Below are 14493 nucleotides of genomic sequence, written 5' to 3'. Positions count from 1 at the left end.
ACGGGTGGGCCGCCGCCCGCACCAGCCCGTACCCGAATCAGACCCCCGGGCGGCTCGACCCGCGGATCACCAGCCGGGTCGGGATGATGCACGGCCGCACCGGCTCCACCGGGGCCGCGTCGATCAGCCCGCGCAGCGCCGCGACCGCGGCCTCGCCCAGGCCGCGCTGGTCCTGGGCGACGGTGCTCAGCGCCGGGCGCACCAGTGAGGCCGCGTCGATGTCGTCGAAGCCGACCACCGCCAGGTCGCGCGGTACGGCGAGGCCCTCGTCGGCCGCCGCGTGCATCGCGCCCACCGCCATCTGGTCGCCCGCGGCGAAGACGGCCGTGGGCCGGTCCGCCAGGGCCAGCAGCCGCTTGCCCGCGCTCTGCCCGCTGGCCAGGAAGAAGTCCCCCTCGATCACGTACTCCGGCGGCACGCTCAGGCCCAGCCGGGCGCAGGCCCGCCGGTAGCCCGCGAGGCGTTCGGCCGCCGGCGGCAGGTGCAGCGGGCCGGTGACGGTGGCGATCCGCCGGTGGCCGAGGTCGTACAGGTGCTGGACGGCGGCCTCCGCGCCCGCCGCGTTGTCGGAGCTGACCCGTACCGTACGCGGCCCGGTGAAGGCGGTGTCGATGCCCGCGCAGGGCACCCCGGAGTCGGCGAGCACCCGCAGGCAGCGGTCGTCCGGCGGGGTGGTCAGCACGATCACGCCTTCCAGGTTGTGCCGCCGCACCGCCTGCAGGTGCGCGGTCTCCTGGTCCTCGGCGCCCGGCGTGGTGAGCAGCATCAGGTGGTAGTCCGCCTCGGACAGCGCGGTGCGCACGGCGCTCAGCAGGCCCAGCAGGTACGGGTTGTGCAGGCCTATCGCCTCCTGGCCGCTGTCCCACACCAGGCCGACGGTGTCCGAGCGGCGCCGCACGAGGGTGCGGGCGGGCTCGTTGGGTGCGTAGCCCAGCTCGCTCGCGAGCGCGCGGATCTTGGCACGGGTGGCTTCGCTCACCTCGGCCCGGTCGTTCAGGGCGCGGGAGACGGTGGCGGTCGACACCCCGCTGCGGCGGGCGAGTTCACGGATGTTCACGGATGACCCGTTCTGCGCGAGAGAGGAACTGACGGATTGCCGGGGGCGGTGTGCGGGACACGGAGGGGCATATGAGAACGACAGGAGTACGCGGCCGAAAGCGTCCTGCGCACAGTCTTGACGATCAGTCGGGGCGAGGACAGACTTCCCGCCGATCGGAAACGTTTACGGCTCGGTCTGCCCCGGCGAGCCCGGGGATCCCCAACAGGAACGGGACGCCCGCGATGCCAACGAACGCTCGACGACTGCGCATGAGAACCCTTCTGACCCTGGCCACCGCGGCCGCCTGCGTGGCGGCGGTGGCCTCCGTACCGGCCCAGGCCGGCGACAACCCCAGCTACACCAATGCCAACGCCCCTGTCGACGTGCGGGTCAAGGACCTGCTCAGACGCATGACACTCGACGAGAAGATCGGCCAGATGGACCAGATCTCCGTCGTGCGCATGCAGGGCGACTGCCAGTGGAGCGGCGGCGCCTTCACCGAATCGTGCATGAAGAAGGTCCTCGTCGACAATGCCGCGGGGTCCGTTCTCTCCGGCGGCGGCGCCGGGCCTTCGGCCAACACCCCGTCCAACTGGGCGGCCATGGTCAACGCGGTGCAGAAGTACGCGATCGAGAACACCCGCCTGCACATCCCCGTCATCTACGGGGTCGACGCCGTGCACGGCCACAACAACGTGCTGGGCGCCACGATCTTCCCGCAGGAGATCGGCCTCGGCTCCACCTGGGACCCGGCGGTCGTGGGCGACGCGGGCGCCGCCACGGCCAAGGCCGTCGCCGCGACCGGCATCGACTGGAACTTCGCCCCGGTCGCCGACATCGCCCGCGACCAGCGCTGGGGCCGCTACTACGAGACGTACGGCGAGGACCCGCTGCTGTCGGGCACGCTCGCGGCCGCCGCGGTCTCCGGCATCCAGGGCGCGGACGGCGCGAAGAAGGTCGCCGCGACCGTCAAGCACTTCGCGGGCTACGGCGAACCCGGCAACGGCCACGACCGCGTCCCCGGCGACGTCTCCCTGCGCTACCTCCAGGACACCCTGCTGCCGTCGTACAAGCAGGCCATCGACGCCGGTGCGATGTCGGTGATGGTCAACTCCGGGGCCGTCAACGGCATCCCGGCCACCGGCTCCCATTACCTGCTCACCGATGTGCTGCGCAGGCAGTTCGGCTTCAAGGGCGTCGTGGTCAGCGACTGGGCGGACGTCAGCGCGCTCCAGAACAGCTACCACGTGGCCGCCGACTACCCGGCAGCCGTCGCGAAGGCCGTCAACGCCGGCCTGGACATGGCGATGGAACCGTACGACGCGCAGGGCTTCAGCGACGCGCTCAGGACCGCCGTCCAGCGCCACCTGGTCTCCGTCGAGCGCATCGACCAGTCCGTGACGCGCATCCTCACCATGAAGTTCCGGCTCGGCCTGTTCGAACACCCCTACGTGGACGCCTCGAAGGCCGACGCGCGCGTCCTCGGCGCCGACACCGCGCTCGCCCGGCAGGCCGCCGACGAGTCGCAGGTGCTGCTGCGCAACGAGGGCGGCGTGCTGCCGATCGCTTCCGGCGCGAAGAAGATCGTGGTGGCGGGCTCCTACGCCGACGACATCAACGACCAGGCAGGCGGCTGGACCGTGGGCTGGCAGGGCGTGCCCGACGGGGTGACGCTTCCCGGCACCACGGTGCTGGAAGGGATCAGGGAGGCCGCCCCCTCGGGGACGTCGGTGGTCCGCGCCGCTTCCGCGGACGACGCGGTGGCGCAGGCGAAGGACGCCGACCTGACCGTCGTCGTGGTCGGCGAGAAGGCCGCCGCCGAAGGCAGCGCGGACTCCCCGCGCCCCGAACTGAGCGCCGACCAGCAGGCGCTGGTCAAGTCCCTCAAGGCGACAGGCAGGCCCGTGGTCACCGTTGTCCTGGCCGGCCGGCCGCTGGTCCTCGGGGACGCCGACGGCACGCAGGGCCTGCTGATGTCCTGGCTGCCCGGCAGCGAGGGCGGCCACGCGGTGGCCGACGTGCTGTTCGGCAAGGTCAACCCGAGCGGGCGGCTCAGCGCGTCCTGGCCGAAGGACATCGGCAACGAGCCGCTGTACTACCAGCAGCTCCCCGGTACCAACGCCGGGCCCGAGTCCTCCTACGACGCCGCCTACCGCTTCGGCGCGGGCCTGTCCTACACCACCTACGCCTTCGACTCGCTCAAGGCCCGTTCCGCGACCGCCCGCACCCGCGACACCATCAGCCTCGAGGTCGGCGTGTCCAACACCGGTGACCGCGCGGGCGACCTCGTCGTGCCGGTGTACGTCTCGCAGCCGACCAGCGACGTCCTCGCACCGCCCACGAAGCTCGTCGCCTTCACCCGCGTCCACCTGGCCGCGCACCGGAGCACGACGGTCACCCTCAAGGTGCCGCCGAACCGGCTCGCGGTGACCGGGGGCGACATCGACGGCTCCGGACCGCAGCAGGTGGCGCCCGGCGCGTACGTCTTCACCGCGGGCAGCGCGACGACCACGGTGACCGTCCGCTGAGTCCCGCCTGCCGCTCCCCGCACGGGCGCGGCGGGCCGCGCACGGGGCCAACCCCGCGCGCGGCCCGCCGCGCCGCGCACCGCCGGGCGCGGCTGCCTGCGAGGCTGGGCCCGGACGGATGCCCGGGACGTGCCCGGCGGACGGAGGAGGCGCAATGCGGGACGACCAGGAGACGGGCCCCGGTGGCTCCGGGGGCACGGGCGCGGCCGACGCGGACCGGGCGCTGCTGGGACGGATCAGGGCCGCGCCGGTCCTCGCCGGGCCGCTGCCGCGCTTCGACCCGGAACAGGCGCCCGCCGCACCGGGGCCGCTGCTCGCCGGGTGGCTGGACCGGGCGCTCGCCGACGGGCTGCCCGAGCCGCACGTCATGACGCTGAGCACCGCCACGCCCGGCGGTACGCCGAGCGCGCGGGTGCTGATGCTGCGCGGGGTGGACTCCGCCGGCTGCGCCGTCGTCTTCGCCGGCGACGCCCGCAGCGGCAAGGGCCGCGACCTCGCCGCCAACCCCCTCGCCGCCGCGACCTTCTACTGGCCCGCCCACGGCCGGCAGATCCGGCTCGCCGGGCCGGTCGCCGTACTCGACGCCGAGGCCGCCTGGCGGGACTTCCTCGGCCGCAGCCCCGCCTCCCGCGCCGCCGCCTTCACCGGCACCGTCAGCGCGCCGCTCGGCAGCCCGCAGGAGTACGCGCGCGAGCGGCTCGCCGCCGAGGCGCTGGTCTCCGCCGAACCCGACCGCGTGCCCGAGTGGCACACCGTCTACCGGCTGCGTGCCGACGAGGCCGAGTTCTTCCAGGCCGACCCGGACCGCGGCCACCTGCGGCTGCGCTACACCCGGCAGGCCCGTGCGGAGGGCGGCTGGTCCCGCACTTTGCTGTGGCCATGACTCATCCCCGGGGAGGAGGGCGCGCCGGGTGCCCCCCTCCCCGGGCGGATGCGGAATGGGCCGCTGAGCCGATGCGCCGGGCCGCCGCCGGCTGCTGTGATGGTGGCGTGTACAGCGACCAGGGGCCGCGGCACGAGCCGGCCCGTCCCGCGGACGGCGCCCACCTCACGCCCGAGGTGCGCGCCGTCGTCGCCGACGCCCGCCGGCGCGCGGTCCGGGACGGCGACGCGCAGGCCGACACCGCGCACCTGCTGCACTCCCTGCTGGAGCACGACCCGCGGGCCCGCGCCGCCTGCGACGCGCCGGCCGGCCGCGCCGTGCGCGTGCTCGGCTACCTCGTGCAGCGCAGCGTCGGCTACGGGCTGCGCTGGCGCGGCTCGGTCGAGGACTCCGGCGCCACCCCCACCCTCACCCTGACCCTGCCCGGCTGGAGCCCCGCTGCCGCGGCCGCACTGCGCGGCGCCGCCGAGCTGGCCCGGCTGCGCGGCCGTGAGGAGGCCGCGGGCATCGACCTGCTGCACGCCCTCACCGCCGACCCGGACTGCCGCGCCGCCGACGTCCTGCGCGCCGCCGGACTCGATCCCGACGGGCTGCACGAGCCGTCCGTCCCGGCGCCGCGCGCCGACAGGGATTTTGAGGATGACGGTCCTGACGGCGGCTGACATGATGGCCCGATGCGCGGATCCGGTGTGAGGAGCAGGGGACTTGGTCTCGCCGTGCTGTCGGCGTGCGCCTTCGGCGGGTCCGGGGTCGCCGCCAAACCGCTCATCGACCTCGGACTCGACCCGCTCCAGGTGGTGTGGATGCGGGTGGTGGTCGCCGCGCTGGTGCTCGCGCCCGTCGCCCTGCGGTACCGGGTGCTGCCCCGGCAGCGCCCCGCCCTGATCGCGGGCTTCGGCCTGCTCGGCGTCGTCGGCTGCCAGGCGCTCTACTTCGTGGCGATCGCCCGCATACCCGTGGGCATCGCCATCCTCGTCGAATTCCTGGGCCCCGCGCTGCTGCTGGGCTGGATCCGGCTCGTGCAGCGCAGGCCCGTCACCCGGGCCGCCGCGGTCGGCGTCGTCCTGGCGACCGGCGGCATGACCTGCGTCGTCGAGATCTGGACCGGCCTCGCCTTCGACGCGCTCGGACTGCTCTACGCGTTCGGCGCCGCGTGCTGCCAGGTCGCGTACTTCGTGCTCGCCGACCACGGCAGCGACGGGGACGACGCGCCCGAGCCGGTGGCCGTGGTCGCGCACGGCCTGCTCGTCGGAGCGGCCGCCCTCACGCTCGCCGCGCACCCGTGGACCATGCAGTGGGCGGAGCTCGGGCACCAGGCCGCGCTCGGCGACCGCGACGTCCCGGCGGTGCTGCTCGTCTGCTGGATCGGGCTGGTGTCGACCGTCGTCGCCTACCTCGCCGGGGTCACCTCCGTCCGCACGCTCAGCCCGCAGGTCGCGGCGGTCGTGGGCGTGCTCGAAGCGGTGGTGGCCACGGTGCTCGCGTGGGTGCTCATCGACGAGCACCTCGGCGCCGCGCAGATCGCGGGCGGCGCGCTCGTGCTGGCCGGCGCGTTCGTGGCCCAGACGGCCGCCGCGGCTCCTCCCGCCGCGGTTCCCCCCGCGAGCCGGCCCGCCGTCCCCGAACTCACGCGCTGAGGCCCCCGGGGGCGCTGCCGGGTGCCTCCTGCGGTGCCCCGCGCGGCCTCCCTGCGGTGGCAGATCGCGCGGGCTTCCTGGCGCCTTGCGCTGCGGGGGCCTGCCGCAGCGTTCGCCGTCTTCCCGCCGTCGCGGCCGATCGCGCCGTTCCCCGTGGCCCGCACGGAGTGGCTCGCTCATGCCGCGCAGGGGGCTCATCAGGGGAGCGGCGCGATCGGCCCGCCACCCGGGGAAGGCGATGTGTCGGCGCGAGTGGCACTCACCCAGGGGCGGTGGGAACCGCGCGACCGGCCGTCCGCGGGGAGAGACGGCCGGCATGGCCCGCGGAGGGGCGGTCGCCCGCCCCGGGCGGGGATATCGTGACCCCGTGGACACATGTGTGCTCCCGCCGCCCGCGGTGTGACCGCGGGCAGCGAAGGGGTCTGAGGACGACGTAGACGCGACCCGGCGCGAGCGCCGGGGCGGTCGGTGCTGCCCGCACGCAGGGACGAGTGATCCGACCACCCACCCTTTCGCGGGAGAAATCCGTGTCCTTCAGGCACTCCTTGAGGTATGCCCCCGCCCCGGCCACCCGGGGCTTGATCTGTGTCGTCGTCGCAGCCGTCGGCTGGGGGACGGCCGGTGCCGTCGCGGCGGCGCTGTACGGGCGCAGCGGGCTCGGTCCGCTGGCGCTGACGTTCTGGCGGGCGGCCGGCGGCTTCCTGCTGCTGCTCGGGGTCCGGCTGGTGCGCCGGCCGGCGCGCGGAAGGGCCGCCGGCCCGCGGGCCCGGTCGGTGCGCCGGGTGCTGGCGACGGGCGCCGGGCTGACGGTCTTCCAGGCCGCCTACTTCTGCGCGGTGCGGTCGACGGGCCTGGCGGTGGCGACCGTCGTGACGCTGGGCTCGGGCCCGGTCCTGATCGCGCTGGCCGCGCGGCTGGTGATGGGCGAGCGGCTGGGCCGCGGCGGCGTGACGGCCGTGGCGGGCGCGCTCGGCGGGCTCGCGGTGCTGGTACTGGGCGGCGGTGGCGCCTCCGTACGCCCCGCGGGGATCGCGCTGGCGGTGCTGTCCGCCGCGGGCTACGCGGCGATCACGGTACTGACCCGCTGGTGGGGCCGCCGGGGCGAGGCGGGCGACCCGTTCGGCACGTCGATGTGGGCCTTCGGGCTGTGCGCCGTCCTGATGCTCCCGGCGGCCTGGGCGGAGGGCCCGCTGCCGCACGCGGCGCACCTCGGCCGCACCCTGCTGTTGCTCGGCTACCTCGCGTCGGTGCCGACCGCGCTCGCGTACGGGCTGTACTTCGCCGGTGCGGCCGTGCTGCGCGCGGCCACGGTGTCGGTGATCGCGCTCATCGAGCCGCTGTCGGCGACGGTGCTCGCGGTCACGCTGCTCGGCGAGCAGCTGACGGTCGCGACCGTGCTGGGCGGCGTCTGCCTGCTGGGCGCGGTCGCGGCGCTGGCGGGCGGCGAGGCGCGCGCCGCGCGCCGCCTGCCGCGGCAGGCGGCAGCGGCGGCCGCGGTGGTGGCGGTGGTGCCGCTCAGCCCCGCGCCGGCGGCAGGTACTCCGGCAGCGGCGGTGTCGCCAGGCCCGGAAGCCGGGCCGGTTCGGGGGCGCCGTACGCCGTAGCGACCGGGACCACGCCGGACCAGTAGGGGAGCGCGACGTCCTCGGGCTCCTCGTTGGGCCCGCCGGTGCGCGACTTCACCGAGACCTCGCCGAGGTCGAGGCGGATCACGGCCGTCGCCGCCAGCTCCCTGGCGTTCGGCGGCCGGGTGTCGGCGGACCGGCCGGGCGTGACCTGGTCGACGATGGCGTCCAGCGCGGCCGCCCGCTCGTCGGGGTCGGTGACCTCGTACGCGACGCCGTGCACCACCACCGAGCGGTAGTTGAGGGAGTGGTGGAAGGCGGACTTGGCGAGCACCAGGCCGTCCACGTGCGTCACGGTGAGGCAGACCGGCAGGCCGCCGCGTGCGGCGCCGCGCAGCGGGCGCGAGCCGGTGGATCCGTGCACGTACAGCCGCTCGCCGCTGCGGGCGTAGAGCGTCGGCAGTACCACGGGCGCGCCGTCCCTGACGAAGCCGAGGTGGCAGACGTACCCCTGGTCCAGGACCGCGTGCACGGTCGCGCGGTCGTAGGCGGCGCGCTCCCGGGAGCGGGTGGGGACGGTGCGGTCGGTGGCGGTGTAGGTGCCGAGCTGCTCGGTGGGCCCGCCGGAGGGGGAGCCGGCGGCGGTCGGTGTCGGCATGGCGCGATCCTTTGCACTAGTGCATAATGAGCTTTGTGCTAGGAGAATACAGAGTCACTGGTCGCGGCGCATCGGGTATCGCCGCCGACATCGAACGGGCGGTCGGCGACGGTGCGCTGCGCCCCGGTGACACCCTTCCGCCGCTGCGGGAGCTGGCCGCCGAACTGGGGGTCAACGCCAACACCGTGGCCGCCGCCTACCGCCTGCTGCGCGACCGCGGGGTCATCGAGACCGCGGGCCGCCGGGGCAGCCGGGTGCGCGCCAGGCCCGCGACCACGCCGCGCGACCAGATCCCCATCGAGGTGCCGCCGGGCGTGCGCGACGTGTCCAAGGGCAACCCGGACGTCGCCCTCCTCCCGCCGCTCGGCGACGCGCTCGCGGCGGCCGCCGCCGAGCACGCGCTGCACCCGGCGCTCTACGGCGGCCCGCCGGTCGACGCGGACCTGGAGCGGATGGCGCGCGCCGCGCTGGACGCGGACGGGGTGCCCGCCGGGCCGGTGGGGCTCAGCTCCGGGTCGCTGGACGCCATCGAGCGGGTGCTGACGGCGTATCTGCGGCCCGGTGACGCGGTGGCCGTCGAGGATCCGGGGTGGGGCAGCCTGCTGGACCTCGTCCCGGCGCTGGGTCTTCGCGCCGTGCCGGTCGCGGTCGACGACGAGGGGCCGGTGACCGCCGAGGTGGCCCGGGCGCTGCGGGGCGGCGCACGCGCCCTGATCGTGACCGACCGCGGGCAGAATCCCACCGGTGCCGCCGTCTCCGCCGCCCGTGCGGCGGAGCTCCGCGAGCTGCTGGCCGGGCACCGCGAGGTGCTGGTGATCGACGACGACCACTTCAACGGCGCCGTCGACCTGCCGCTGCACTGCCTGTCGGGCGTCACCGGTCACTGGGCGCTGATCCGCTCCGTCGCCAAGGCGTACGGCCCCGACCTGCGGCTCGCGCTCTACACCGGCGACGCCACCACCGTCGACCGGGTCCGCGGCAGGCACCGGCTGGGCGCGGGATGGGTGAGCCACCTGCTCCAGCGCACGGTCGTGCACCTCTGGCAGGACGGCGCCGTGGACAGCGCGGCGGTGGCCGCCTCGTACGGGCGGCGGCGCGACGGGCTCGTCCGGGCCCTGGCGGAGCGCGGGGTCGCGGCCCACGGGCGCAGCGGGTTGAACGTGTGGGTCCCGGTCAGCGACGAGACGGGCGCGGTGGCCGGGCTGTTCCGGCACGGATGGGCGGTGACGCCCGGCGCCCGCTTCCGGGTCCGCTCGCAGCCCGCCGTGCGGCTGACGGTCTCGACGCTCGCGCCGGACGACATCGGGCCGCTGGCCGACGCCGTCGCGGCGGTGCTGCGTGACTCCACGGCCGGTCAGGTCCGCTACGGATGACGGACCGCCGCTACCCGCGCGGCCGGCGCTGCGTGAGGGCGGCCCCGGCCAGGATGACGACGGCGCCGACCGGCTCGTTCCAGTGCAGGGTCTCGCCGAGCAGCAGCACGCCGGCCGCGGTCGCGACGATGGGGATCAGGTACGTCACCATCGCCCCGATGGTCGGGCCCTTCTCGGCGACCAGCCCGTACTGGATCAGGAAGGCCAGGCCCGTCCCGAGCGCGCCCAGCGCCAGGACGGACAGCACCGACTTCGCCGGCCAGCTGTCCGGCAGGGAGGTGAAGAAGGGCGTGACGGCGAGCAGCTGCAGCGTGCCGACCAGCAGCTGGCTCGCGGACACCGCCAGGTGCGAGCTGCCGGTGCCGCTCAGCGTCCGCCGGACGTACGCCCAGCCCACCGCGTAGCTGACGGCCGCGGTCAGCGCCATCAGCGTGCCCTTCGGGTCCTGGCCCGAGAAGCCCTGCCAGGCGCCGAGCACGGTGAGCACCCCGACGAAGCCGAGGCCCACGCCCGCGAAGCGCTCGCGCGACGGCCGGTCCTCGGACAGGGCGACCAGCGACACCAGCATCGAGAACAGCGGTGTCGCGGCGTTGCATATCCCGGCCAGCATCGACGGGATGGTCTGCTCCGCTGTCGCGAAGAGCGTGAACGGCAGGGAGTTGAGCAGGAAGGCGGCCACGAACAGGTGCAGCCAGACGCGCGGCGAGCGCGGCAGCCGCTCGCGCCGGAAGGCCACGGCGGCGGCGAGCACCGCCGTGCCGAACACCATCCGCCCGAGCGTCACCTGGAGCGGTGCGAAGGCCTCGTTGCCCACCTTCATGAACAGGAAGCTGAATCCCCACACCAGGCCGAGGGCGGCGAAGCGCAGCCGCCAGTCCAGCAGCGGCCGGCGGGCGGGTGCGGTGGGGGCGGCGGGACCGGTGCCGGTCGTGAGGACGGCGGGACGGCTGCGGGTGGGTGCGGTCATGACATCACGATGACGGTCGCGATCTCGTAGAACAAGCGAGTATTCGTATAACCGTCCGCGTAGAATCTCTTACATGTTGAGCCTGGACCGCCTGCGCATCCTGCACGCCATCGACAGGTACGGCTCGGTGAGCGCCGCCGCCGACGTGCTGGGCGTGACGACGTCGGCCGTCTCGCAGCAGATGGCCAAGCTGGAGCGGGAGACCGGCCAGACGCTGCTGACCCGCAGCGGCCGCGGGGTACGGCTCACCGACGCCGGGCGGCTGCTGTCCGGCCACGCCGAGCGCATCCTGTCCCTCGTCGAGCTGGCGCACTCCGATCTGGAGGCGCACCGCGGCGCCGCGGTCGGCGACCTGACCGCGGGCGCCTTCCCCACCGCCGTCCGCGGGCTCTTCCCGGCCGCGCTGCGCACGCTGCGCACCGCCCACCCGCAGCTGTGCACGACCGTGCACGAACTGGAGCCGCACGACTCGCTGGCGCGGCTCGTCCGCGGGGACATCGACCTCGCGGTCGTCCTGGACTGGTACAACAAACCGCTGTCGCTGCCCGGCGGACTGGCCAAAGCGCCGCTGTTCGACGACATCGTGGACGTCGCGCTGCCGGCCGGGCACCGACTGGAGGGCCGCGCCGAGATCGACCTCGGCGAGCTGGCCGACGACGACTGGATCGCCTGGCCGGACGGCGGCTTCTGCCACGAGTGGCTGCTGTTCACGCTGCGCGGCAAGGGCGTCGAGCCGCGGATCGCGCACCACGCGGAGGAGCACGCGACGGTCCTCGCGCTGGTCGCCGCGGGTCTCGGGGTCGCGGTCATCCCGCGGCTCGGCCGGGACCCGATGCCGGAGGGCGTGCGGGTGGTGCCGGTGCGGCACACCATGCGGCGGCACATCTACGCCGTCTGGCGTGCGGACGCCGACCGCCGCCCCGCGATCCGGGCGGCGGTGGACGCGCTGGGGGCGGCGGCGGCCGGGCTGGGCCCCGACCGCCGGGGCCCGCGGGCGCTCAGCCCAGCGTGATGCCGTCCCCGGAGACGGTGACCGTCTTCGGCGGCAGCGGCGAGGTGGCCGGGCCGTGCGCCACCGACCCGTCCTCGACCTTGAACTTGCTGCCGTGGCAGGGGCAGTTGATCGTGCCGTCCGACACGTCGATGACCGTGCAGCCCCGGTGCGTGCACACCGCGGAGAAGCCCTTGAACCGCCCCGCGGCCGGCTGCGTGACGACGACCTTCTGGTCGGCGAAGACCTTGCCGCCGCCCACCGGGATGTCCGACGTCCTGGCCAGCACGTCGCCCCCGCCGCCGGAGCCGCCCGAGCCGCTGTCCGAGGTGGGCGCGTCCGGGGCCGGGGTGTCGGACGCGGAGCCCGAGCCGGAGTCCGAGCCGCACGCGGTCAGTACGGCGGCGAGACCCGCGCCGCCGGCCGCGGCAACGACGGCACGGCGGGTGGAGGCCGGGGGGAGTCCGGGCGTTTCGGGCATGAGCTGTTTCCTGTCCGCTGGTCGGACCGGGCGGCGGGGCCGTCCGGCGGCGCGCTGTCCACGCGTGTCCGTTGATACGGGGGATCGCCGCCGTCCGTTCAACGACACGCGCAGCGGTTTCCCCACGTCACCGCATCCGGTGCCCGCCGCACTGTACGCGGGGACGCCGGCGCGCACCCGATAGCCTTGGGCGATGCTGAGAGAAGTGACGGGCATCCGCTATGTGACGCCGCTGCGTGAGGGCGGGTCGGTGCCCGGTGTGGTGGAGGCCGACGACCTCGGCACGTACGTGGTCAAGTTCAGCGGCGCCGCGCAGGGACGCAAGGCACTGGTCGCCGAGGTGGTCGCGGGTGAGCTGGGCCGCCGGCTGGGGCTGCGGGTGCCGGAGCTGGTCCGCTTCGACTTCGACCCGGTGATCGGCCTCGGCGAGCCCGACCAGGAGATCCAGGACCTGCTCAAGGCCAGCGGCGGGCTCAACCTCGGCATGGACTTCCTGCCCGGCTCCCTCGGCTTCGACCCGCTGGCCTTCGGGGTGGATCCGGCCGAGGCGAGCCGCGTCGTCTGGTTCGACGCGCTCATCGGCAACGTCGACCGCTCCTGGCGCAACCCCAACCTGCTGGTCTGGCACCGCAACCTGTGGCTCATCGACCACGGCGCCTCGCTCATCTGGCACCACAACTGGAAGGGTGCGCAGGCCTCGGCCGCCAAGCCCTACGACGCCTCCGACCACGCGCTGTCGCGCTTCTCGCCCGACCCGGCCGCCGCGGCGGCCGAACTCGCCCCGCTGGTGACCCCCGCCCTGCTCGCCGAGGTCACCGCGCTCGTCCCGGACGAGTGGCTGGCCGGCGAGCCGGGCTTCGCCGGGCCCGACGACGTACGCCGCGCGTACGTGGAGCTGCTGGCCGCCCGCGCGCCCGGCATCCACGAGCGGATCACCCTCGCGCCCCGGCAGCGCGAGCGGCAGCCTCCGCCGGAGTGGCTGCGCACCTGGGTCGAGGGCAGGAACGCCGACGCCGCGGCCGAGGACGGCCGGCGGGACGAGGAGAGGCACGCCTGATGGGTGCGAGGGACGTGTTCGAGTACGCGCTGGTGCGCGTGGTGCCGCGGATCGAGCGCGGCGAGATGATCAACGCCGGGGTGCTGGTCTACTGCCGGGCGAAGGCGTACGTGGGCGTGCGGGTGCACCTGGACGAGACGCGGCTGCGCTGCCTGGACGCGGACGTCGACGTGGCGGGGGTCAGGGCCGCGCTGCGCGGCTACCAGGAGGTCTGCGCGGGGGGTGAGGACGCCGGGCAGGCGGGCGGCGACGACCCGGGCCGGCGCTTCCGCTGGCTGACGGCGCCGCGCAGCACCGTCGTGCAGCCCGGCCCGATCCACACCGGCCTCACCGCGGACCCCGAGGGCGAGGCGGACCGGCTGCTCGCGCTGCTGGTCCGCTGACGCCCGCGCGCCGGGCGCGCGGCCGGTGCGCTGAGCCACATCGGCCGTGGTGGCGTTGACACTGGGTCACTGTCCTCCTACGGTTTCGGCATCGGAACCTACTAAGCGGTCGCTCATGCGTGGCCACGCGCCGTGCGGCCGCACCAAGGGCTGAGGAGAACAGATGTCCAGCACCGAGCAGCGCGTCGCGATCGTCACCGGCGCCGCCCGCGGTATCGGCGCCGCCACGGCGGTCCGGCTGGCCGCGGAGGGCCGCGCCGTCGCCGTGATCGACCTCGACGAGACCGCCTGCAAGGACACGGTCGAGGCCGTCACGGCGGCCGGCGGCCGGGCCCTCGCGGTGGGCGCCGACGTCTCCGACGAGGCGCAGGTGCAGGCCGCCGTCGACCGGGTCGCCGCCGAACTGGGCGCGCCCACGGTGCTGGTCAACAACGCCGGCGTGCTGCGCGACAACCTGCTGTTCAAGATGAGCTCCGCGGACTGGGACACGGTCATGGGCGTCCACCTGCGCGGCGCCTTCCTGATGAGCCGCGCGGTGCAGAAGCACATGGTCGACGCGTCCTTCGGCCGGATCGTCAACCTCTCCTCGTCCTCCGCGCTCGGCAACCGCGGCCAGGCCAACTACTCGGCCGCCAAGGCCGGTCTCCAGGGCTTCACCAAGACCCTGGCGATCGAGCTGGGCAAGTTCGGTGTCACGGCCAACGCCGTCGCGCCCGGCTTCATCGCCACCGACATGACCGCCGCGACCGCCGCCCGGGTCGGCATGGGTTTCGAGGACTTCCAGGCCGCCGCCGCGTCCCAGATCCCCGTGCAGCGCGTCGGCCGTCCCGACGACGTCGCGAACGCCATCGCCTTCTTCACCGGCGACGACGCCGGCTTCGTCTCCGGCCAGGTGCTGTACGTGGCCGGCGGACCCCTCGACTGACCGCCC

14 protein-coding genes are annotated in these 14493 nt (G+C 75.0%); 10 read left to right on the top strand and 4 right to left on the bottom strand.

Annotated features, from left to right (window positions below; all coding sequences use genetic code 11):
* Window positions 1-37: 37 nt before the first annotated feature.
* On the bottom strand, window positions 38-1057 hold the full coding sequence (locus tag ACH4SE_RS31650; RefSeq protein ID WP_398546969.1) for a LacI family DNA-binding transcriptional regulator: 1020 nt from the start codon (window positions 1055-1057) through the stop codon (window positions 38-40).
* A 251-nt stretch (window positions 1058-1308) separates the two neighbouring features.
* On the opposite strand from ACH4SE_RS31650, the gene ACH4SE_RS31645 reads away from it, so the two are divergent.
* The 5 genes from ACH4SE_RS31645 (at window position 1309) to ACH4SE_RS31625 (ending at window position 7691) form a co-directional block, all read left to right on the top strand.
* Window positions 1309-3567, top strand: a complete 2259-nt coding sequence (locus tag ACH4SE_RS31645; protein WP_398546968.1) for a glycoside hydrolase family 3 N-terminal domain-containing protein — start codon at window positions 1309-1311, stop codon at window positions 3565-3567.
* Window positions 3568-3721: 154 nt separating this feature from the next.
* Window positions 3722-4450, top strand: coding sequence for a pyridoxal 5'-phosphate synthase (locus tag ACH4SE_RS31640; RefSeq protein ID WP_398546967.1), 729 nt, complete (start codon window positions 3722-3724; stop codon window positions 4448-4450).
* 107 nt (window positions 4451-4557) lie between these two features.
* Window positions 4558-5112, top strand: a complete 555-nt coding sequence (locus ACH4SE_RS31635) for a Clp protease N-terminal domain-containing protein (RefSeq protein WP_398546966.1) — start codon at window positions 4558-4560, stop codon at window positions 5110-5112.
* 12 nt (window positions 5113-5124) lie between these two features.
* Entirely contained in the window at window positions 5125-6087 is a 963-nt protein-coding gene (locus tag ACH4SE_RS31630; RefSeq protein WP_398546965.1) for an EamA family transporter, read from the top strand.
* Window positions 6088-6632: 545 nt separating this feature from the next.
* Window positions 6633-7691: a DMT family transporter gene (locus ACH4SE_RS31625; RefSeq protein WP_398546994.1), complete on the top strand. Its 1059-nt coding sequence runs from the start codon at window positions 6633-6635 to the stop codon at window positions 7689-7691.
* Here ACH4SE_RS31625 and ACH4SE_RS31620 read toward each other — a convergent pair.
* Window positions 7603-8310: a pyridoxamine 5'-phosphate oxidase family protein gene (locus ACH4SE_RS31620; RefSeq protein ID WP_398546964.1), complete on the bottom strand. Its 708-nt coding sequence runs from the start codon at window positions 8308-8310 to the stop codon at window positions 7603-7605. The genes ACH4SE_RS31625 and ACH4SE_RS31620 overlap by 89 nt on opposite strands.
* Window positions 8311-8345: 35 nt before the next feature.
* Between ACH4SE_RS31620 and ACH4SE_RS31615 the strand changes: the two genes are divergently transcribed.
* A complete protein-coding gene (locus ACH4SE_RS31615) occupies window positions 8346-9683 on the top strand; it encodes an aminotransferase class I/II-fold pyridoxal phosphate-dependent enzyme (protein WP_398546963.1) in 1338 nt (445 codons plus the stop codon).
* 10 nt (window positions 9684-9693) lie between these two features.
* Here the strand turns inward: ACH4SE_RS31615 and ACH4SE_RS31610 are convergent, their stop codons facing one another.
* The gene (locus ACH4SE_RS31610; RefSeq protein ID WP_398546962.1) at window positions 9694-10650 is read right to left on the bottom strand and encodes a DMT family transporter; all 957 of its coding nucleotides are present in this window, start codon (window positions 10648-10650) and stop codon (window positions 9694-9696) included.
* Between the two features lie 73 nt (window positions 10651-10723).
* Here ACH4SE_RS31610 and ACH4SE_RS31605 point away from each other — a divergent pair, with 73 nt between their 5' ends.
* Window positions 10724-11662, top strand: a complete 939-nt coding sequence (locus ACH4SE_RS31605) for a LysR substrate-binding domain-containing protein (RefSeq protein ID WP_398546961.1) — start codon at window positions 10724-10726, stop codon at window positions 11660-11662.
* On the opposite strand, the gene ACH4SE_RS31600 is transcribed toward ACH4SE_RS31605, so the two are convergent.
* Complete coding sequence (locus ACH4SE_RS31600; protein ID WP_398546960.1) at window positions 11649-12122, bottom strand: Rieske (2Fe-2S) protein; 474 nt, start codon at window positions 12120-12122, stop codon at window positions 11649-11651. The genes ACH4SE_RS31605 and ACH4SE_RS31600 overlap by 14 nt on opposite strands.
* A 193-nt stretch (window positions 12123-12315) precedes the next feature.
* On the opposite strand from ACH4SE_RS31600, the gene ACH4SE_RS31595 reads away from it, so the two are divergent.
* The 3 genes from ACH4SE_RS31595 to fabG all read left to right on the top strand — a co-directional run bounded on the left by ACH4SE_RS31595 (window position 12316) and on the right by fabG (window position 14487).
* The gene (locus ACH4SE_RS31595) at window positions 12316-13179 is read left to right on the top strand and encodes a HipA family kinase (protein WP_398546959.1); all 864 of its coding nucleotides are present in this window, start codon (window positions 12316-12318) and stop codon (window positions 13177-13179) included.
* Complete coding sequence (locus ACH4SE_RS31590; RefSeq protein WP_398546958.1) at window positions 13179-13562, top strand: DUF3037 domain-containing protein; 384 nt, start codon at window positions 13179-13181, stop codon at window positions 13560-13562. The genes ACH4SE_RS31595 and ACH4SE_RS31590 overlap by 1 nt, the downstream gene beginning before the upstream one ends.
* 163 nt (window positions 13563-13725) lie before the next feature.
* The gene (gene fabG, locus ACH4SE_RS31585; RefSeq protein ID WP_398546957.1) at window positions 13726-14487 is read left to right on the top strand and encodes a 3-oxoacyl-ACP reductase FabG; all 762 of its coding nucleotides are present in this window, start codon (window positions 13726-13728) and stop codon (window positions 14485-14487) included.
* The last annotated feature ends 6 nt before the right edge of the window (window positions 14488-14493 follow it).

The organism is Streptomyces sp. NPDC020983 (genome assembly GCF_044333485.1).
Classification (GTDB): Bacteria; Actinomycetota; Actinomycetes; order Streptomycetales; family Streptomycetaceae; genus Actinacidiphila.
The sequence above is the reverse complement of the archived record's forward strand: the minus strand, read 5'-3'. Positions and strand labels throughout refer to the sequence as shown.

Excerpts from the sequence above, each read along its gene's own strand:
- ACH4SE_RS31645 (WP_398546968.1), top strand. The coding sequence starts at position 1,309 with ATGAGAACCCTTCTGACCCTGGCCACCGCGGCCGCCTGCGTGGCGGCG.
- ACH4SE_RS31640 (WP_398546967.1), top strand. The coding sequence starts at position 3,722 with ATGCGGGACGACCAGGAGACGGGCCCCGGTGGCTCCGGGGGCACGGGC.
- ACH4SE_RS31630 (WP_398546965.1), top strand. The coding sequence starts at position 5,125 with ATGCGCGGATCCGGTGTGAGGAGCAGGGGACTTGGTCTCGCCGTGCTG.
- ACH4SE_RS31620 (WP_398546964.1), bottom strand. The coding sequence starts at position 8,310 with ATGCCGACACCGACCGCCGCCGGCTCCCCCTCCGGCGGGCCCACCGAG.
- ACH4SE_RS31610 (WP_398546962.1), bottom strand. The coding sequence starts at position 10,650 with ATGACCGCACCCACCCGCAGCCGTCCCGCCGTCCTCACGACCGGCACC.
- ACH4SE_RS31605 (WP_398546961.1), top strand. The coding sequence starts at position 10,724 with ATGTTGAGCCTGGACCGCCTGCGCATCCTGCACGCCATCGACAGGTAC.
- ACH4SE_RS31600 (WP_398546960.1), bottom strand. The coding sequence starts at position 12,122 with ATGCCCGAAACGCCCGGACTCCCCCCGGCCTCCACCCGCCGTGCCGTC.
- ACH4SE_RS31595 (WP_398546959.1), top strand. The coding sequence starts at position 12,316 with ATGCTGAGAGAAGTGACGGGCATCCGCTATGTGACGCCGCTGCGTGAG.
- ACH4SE_RS31590 (WP_398546958.1), top strand. The coding sequence starts at position 13,179 with ATGGGTGCGAGGGACGTGTTCGAGTACGCGCTGGTGCGCGTGGTGCCG.
- fabG (WP_398546957.1), top strand. The coding sequence starts at position 13,726 with ATGTCCAGCACCGAGCAGCGCGTCGCGATCGTCACCGGCGCCGCCCGC.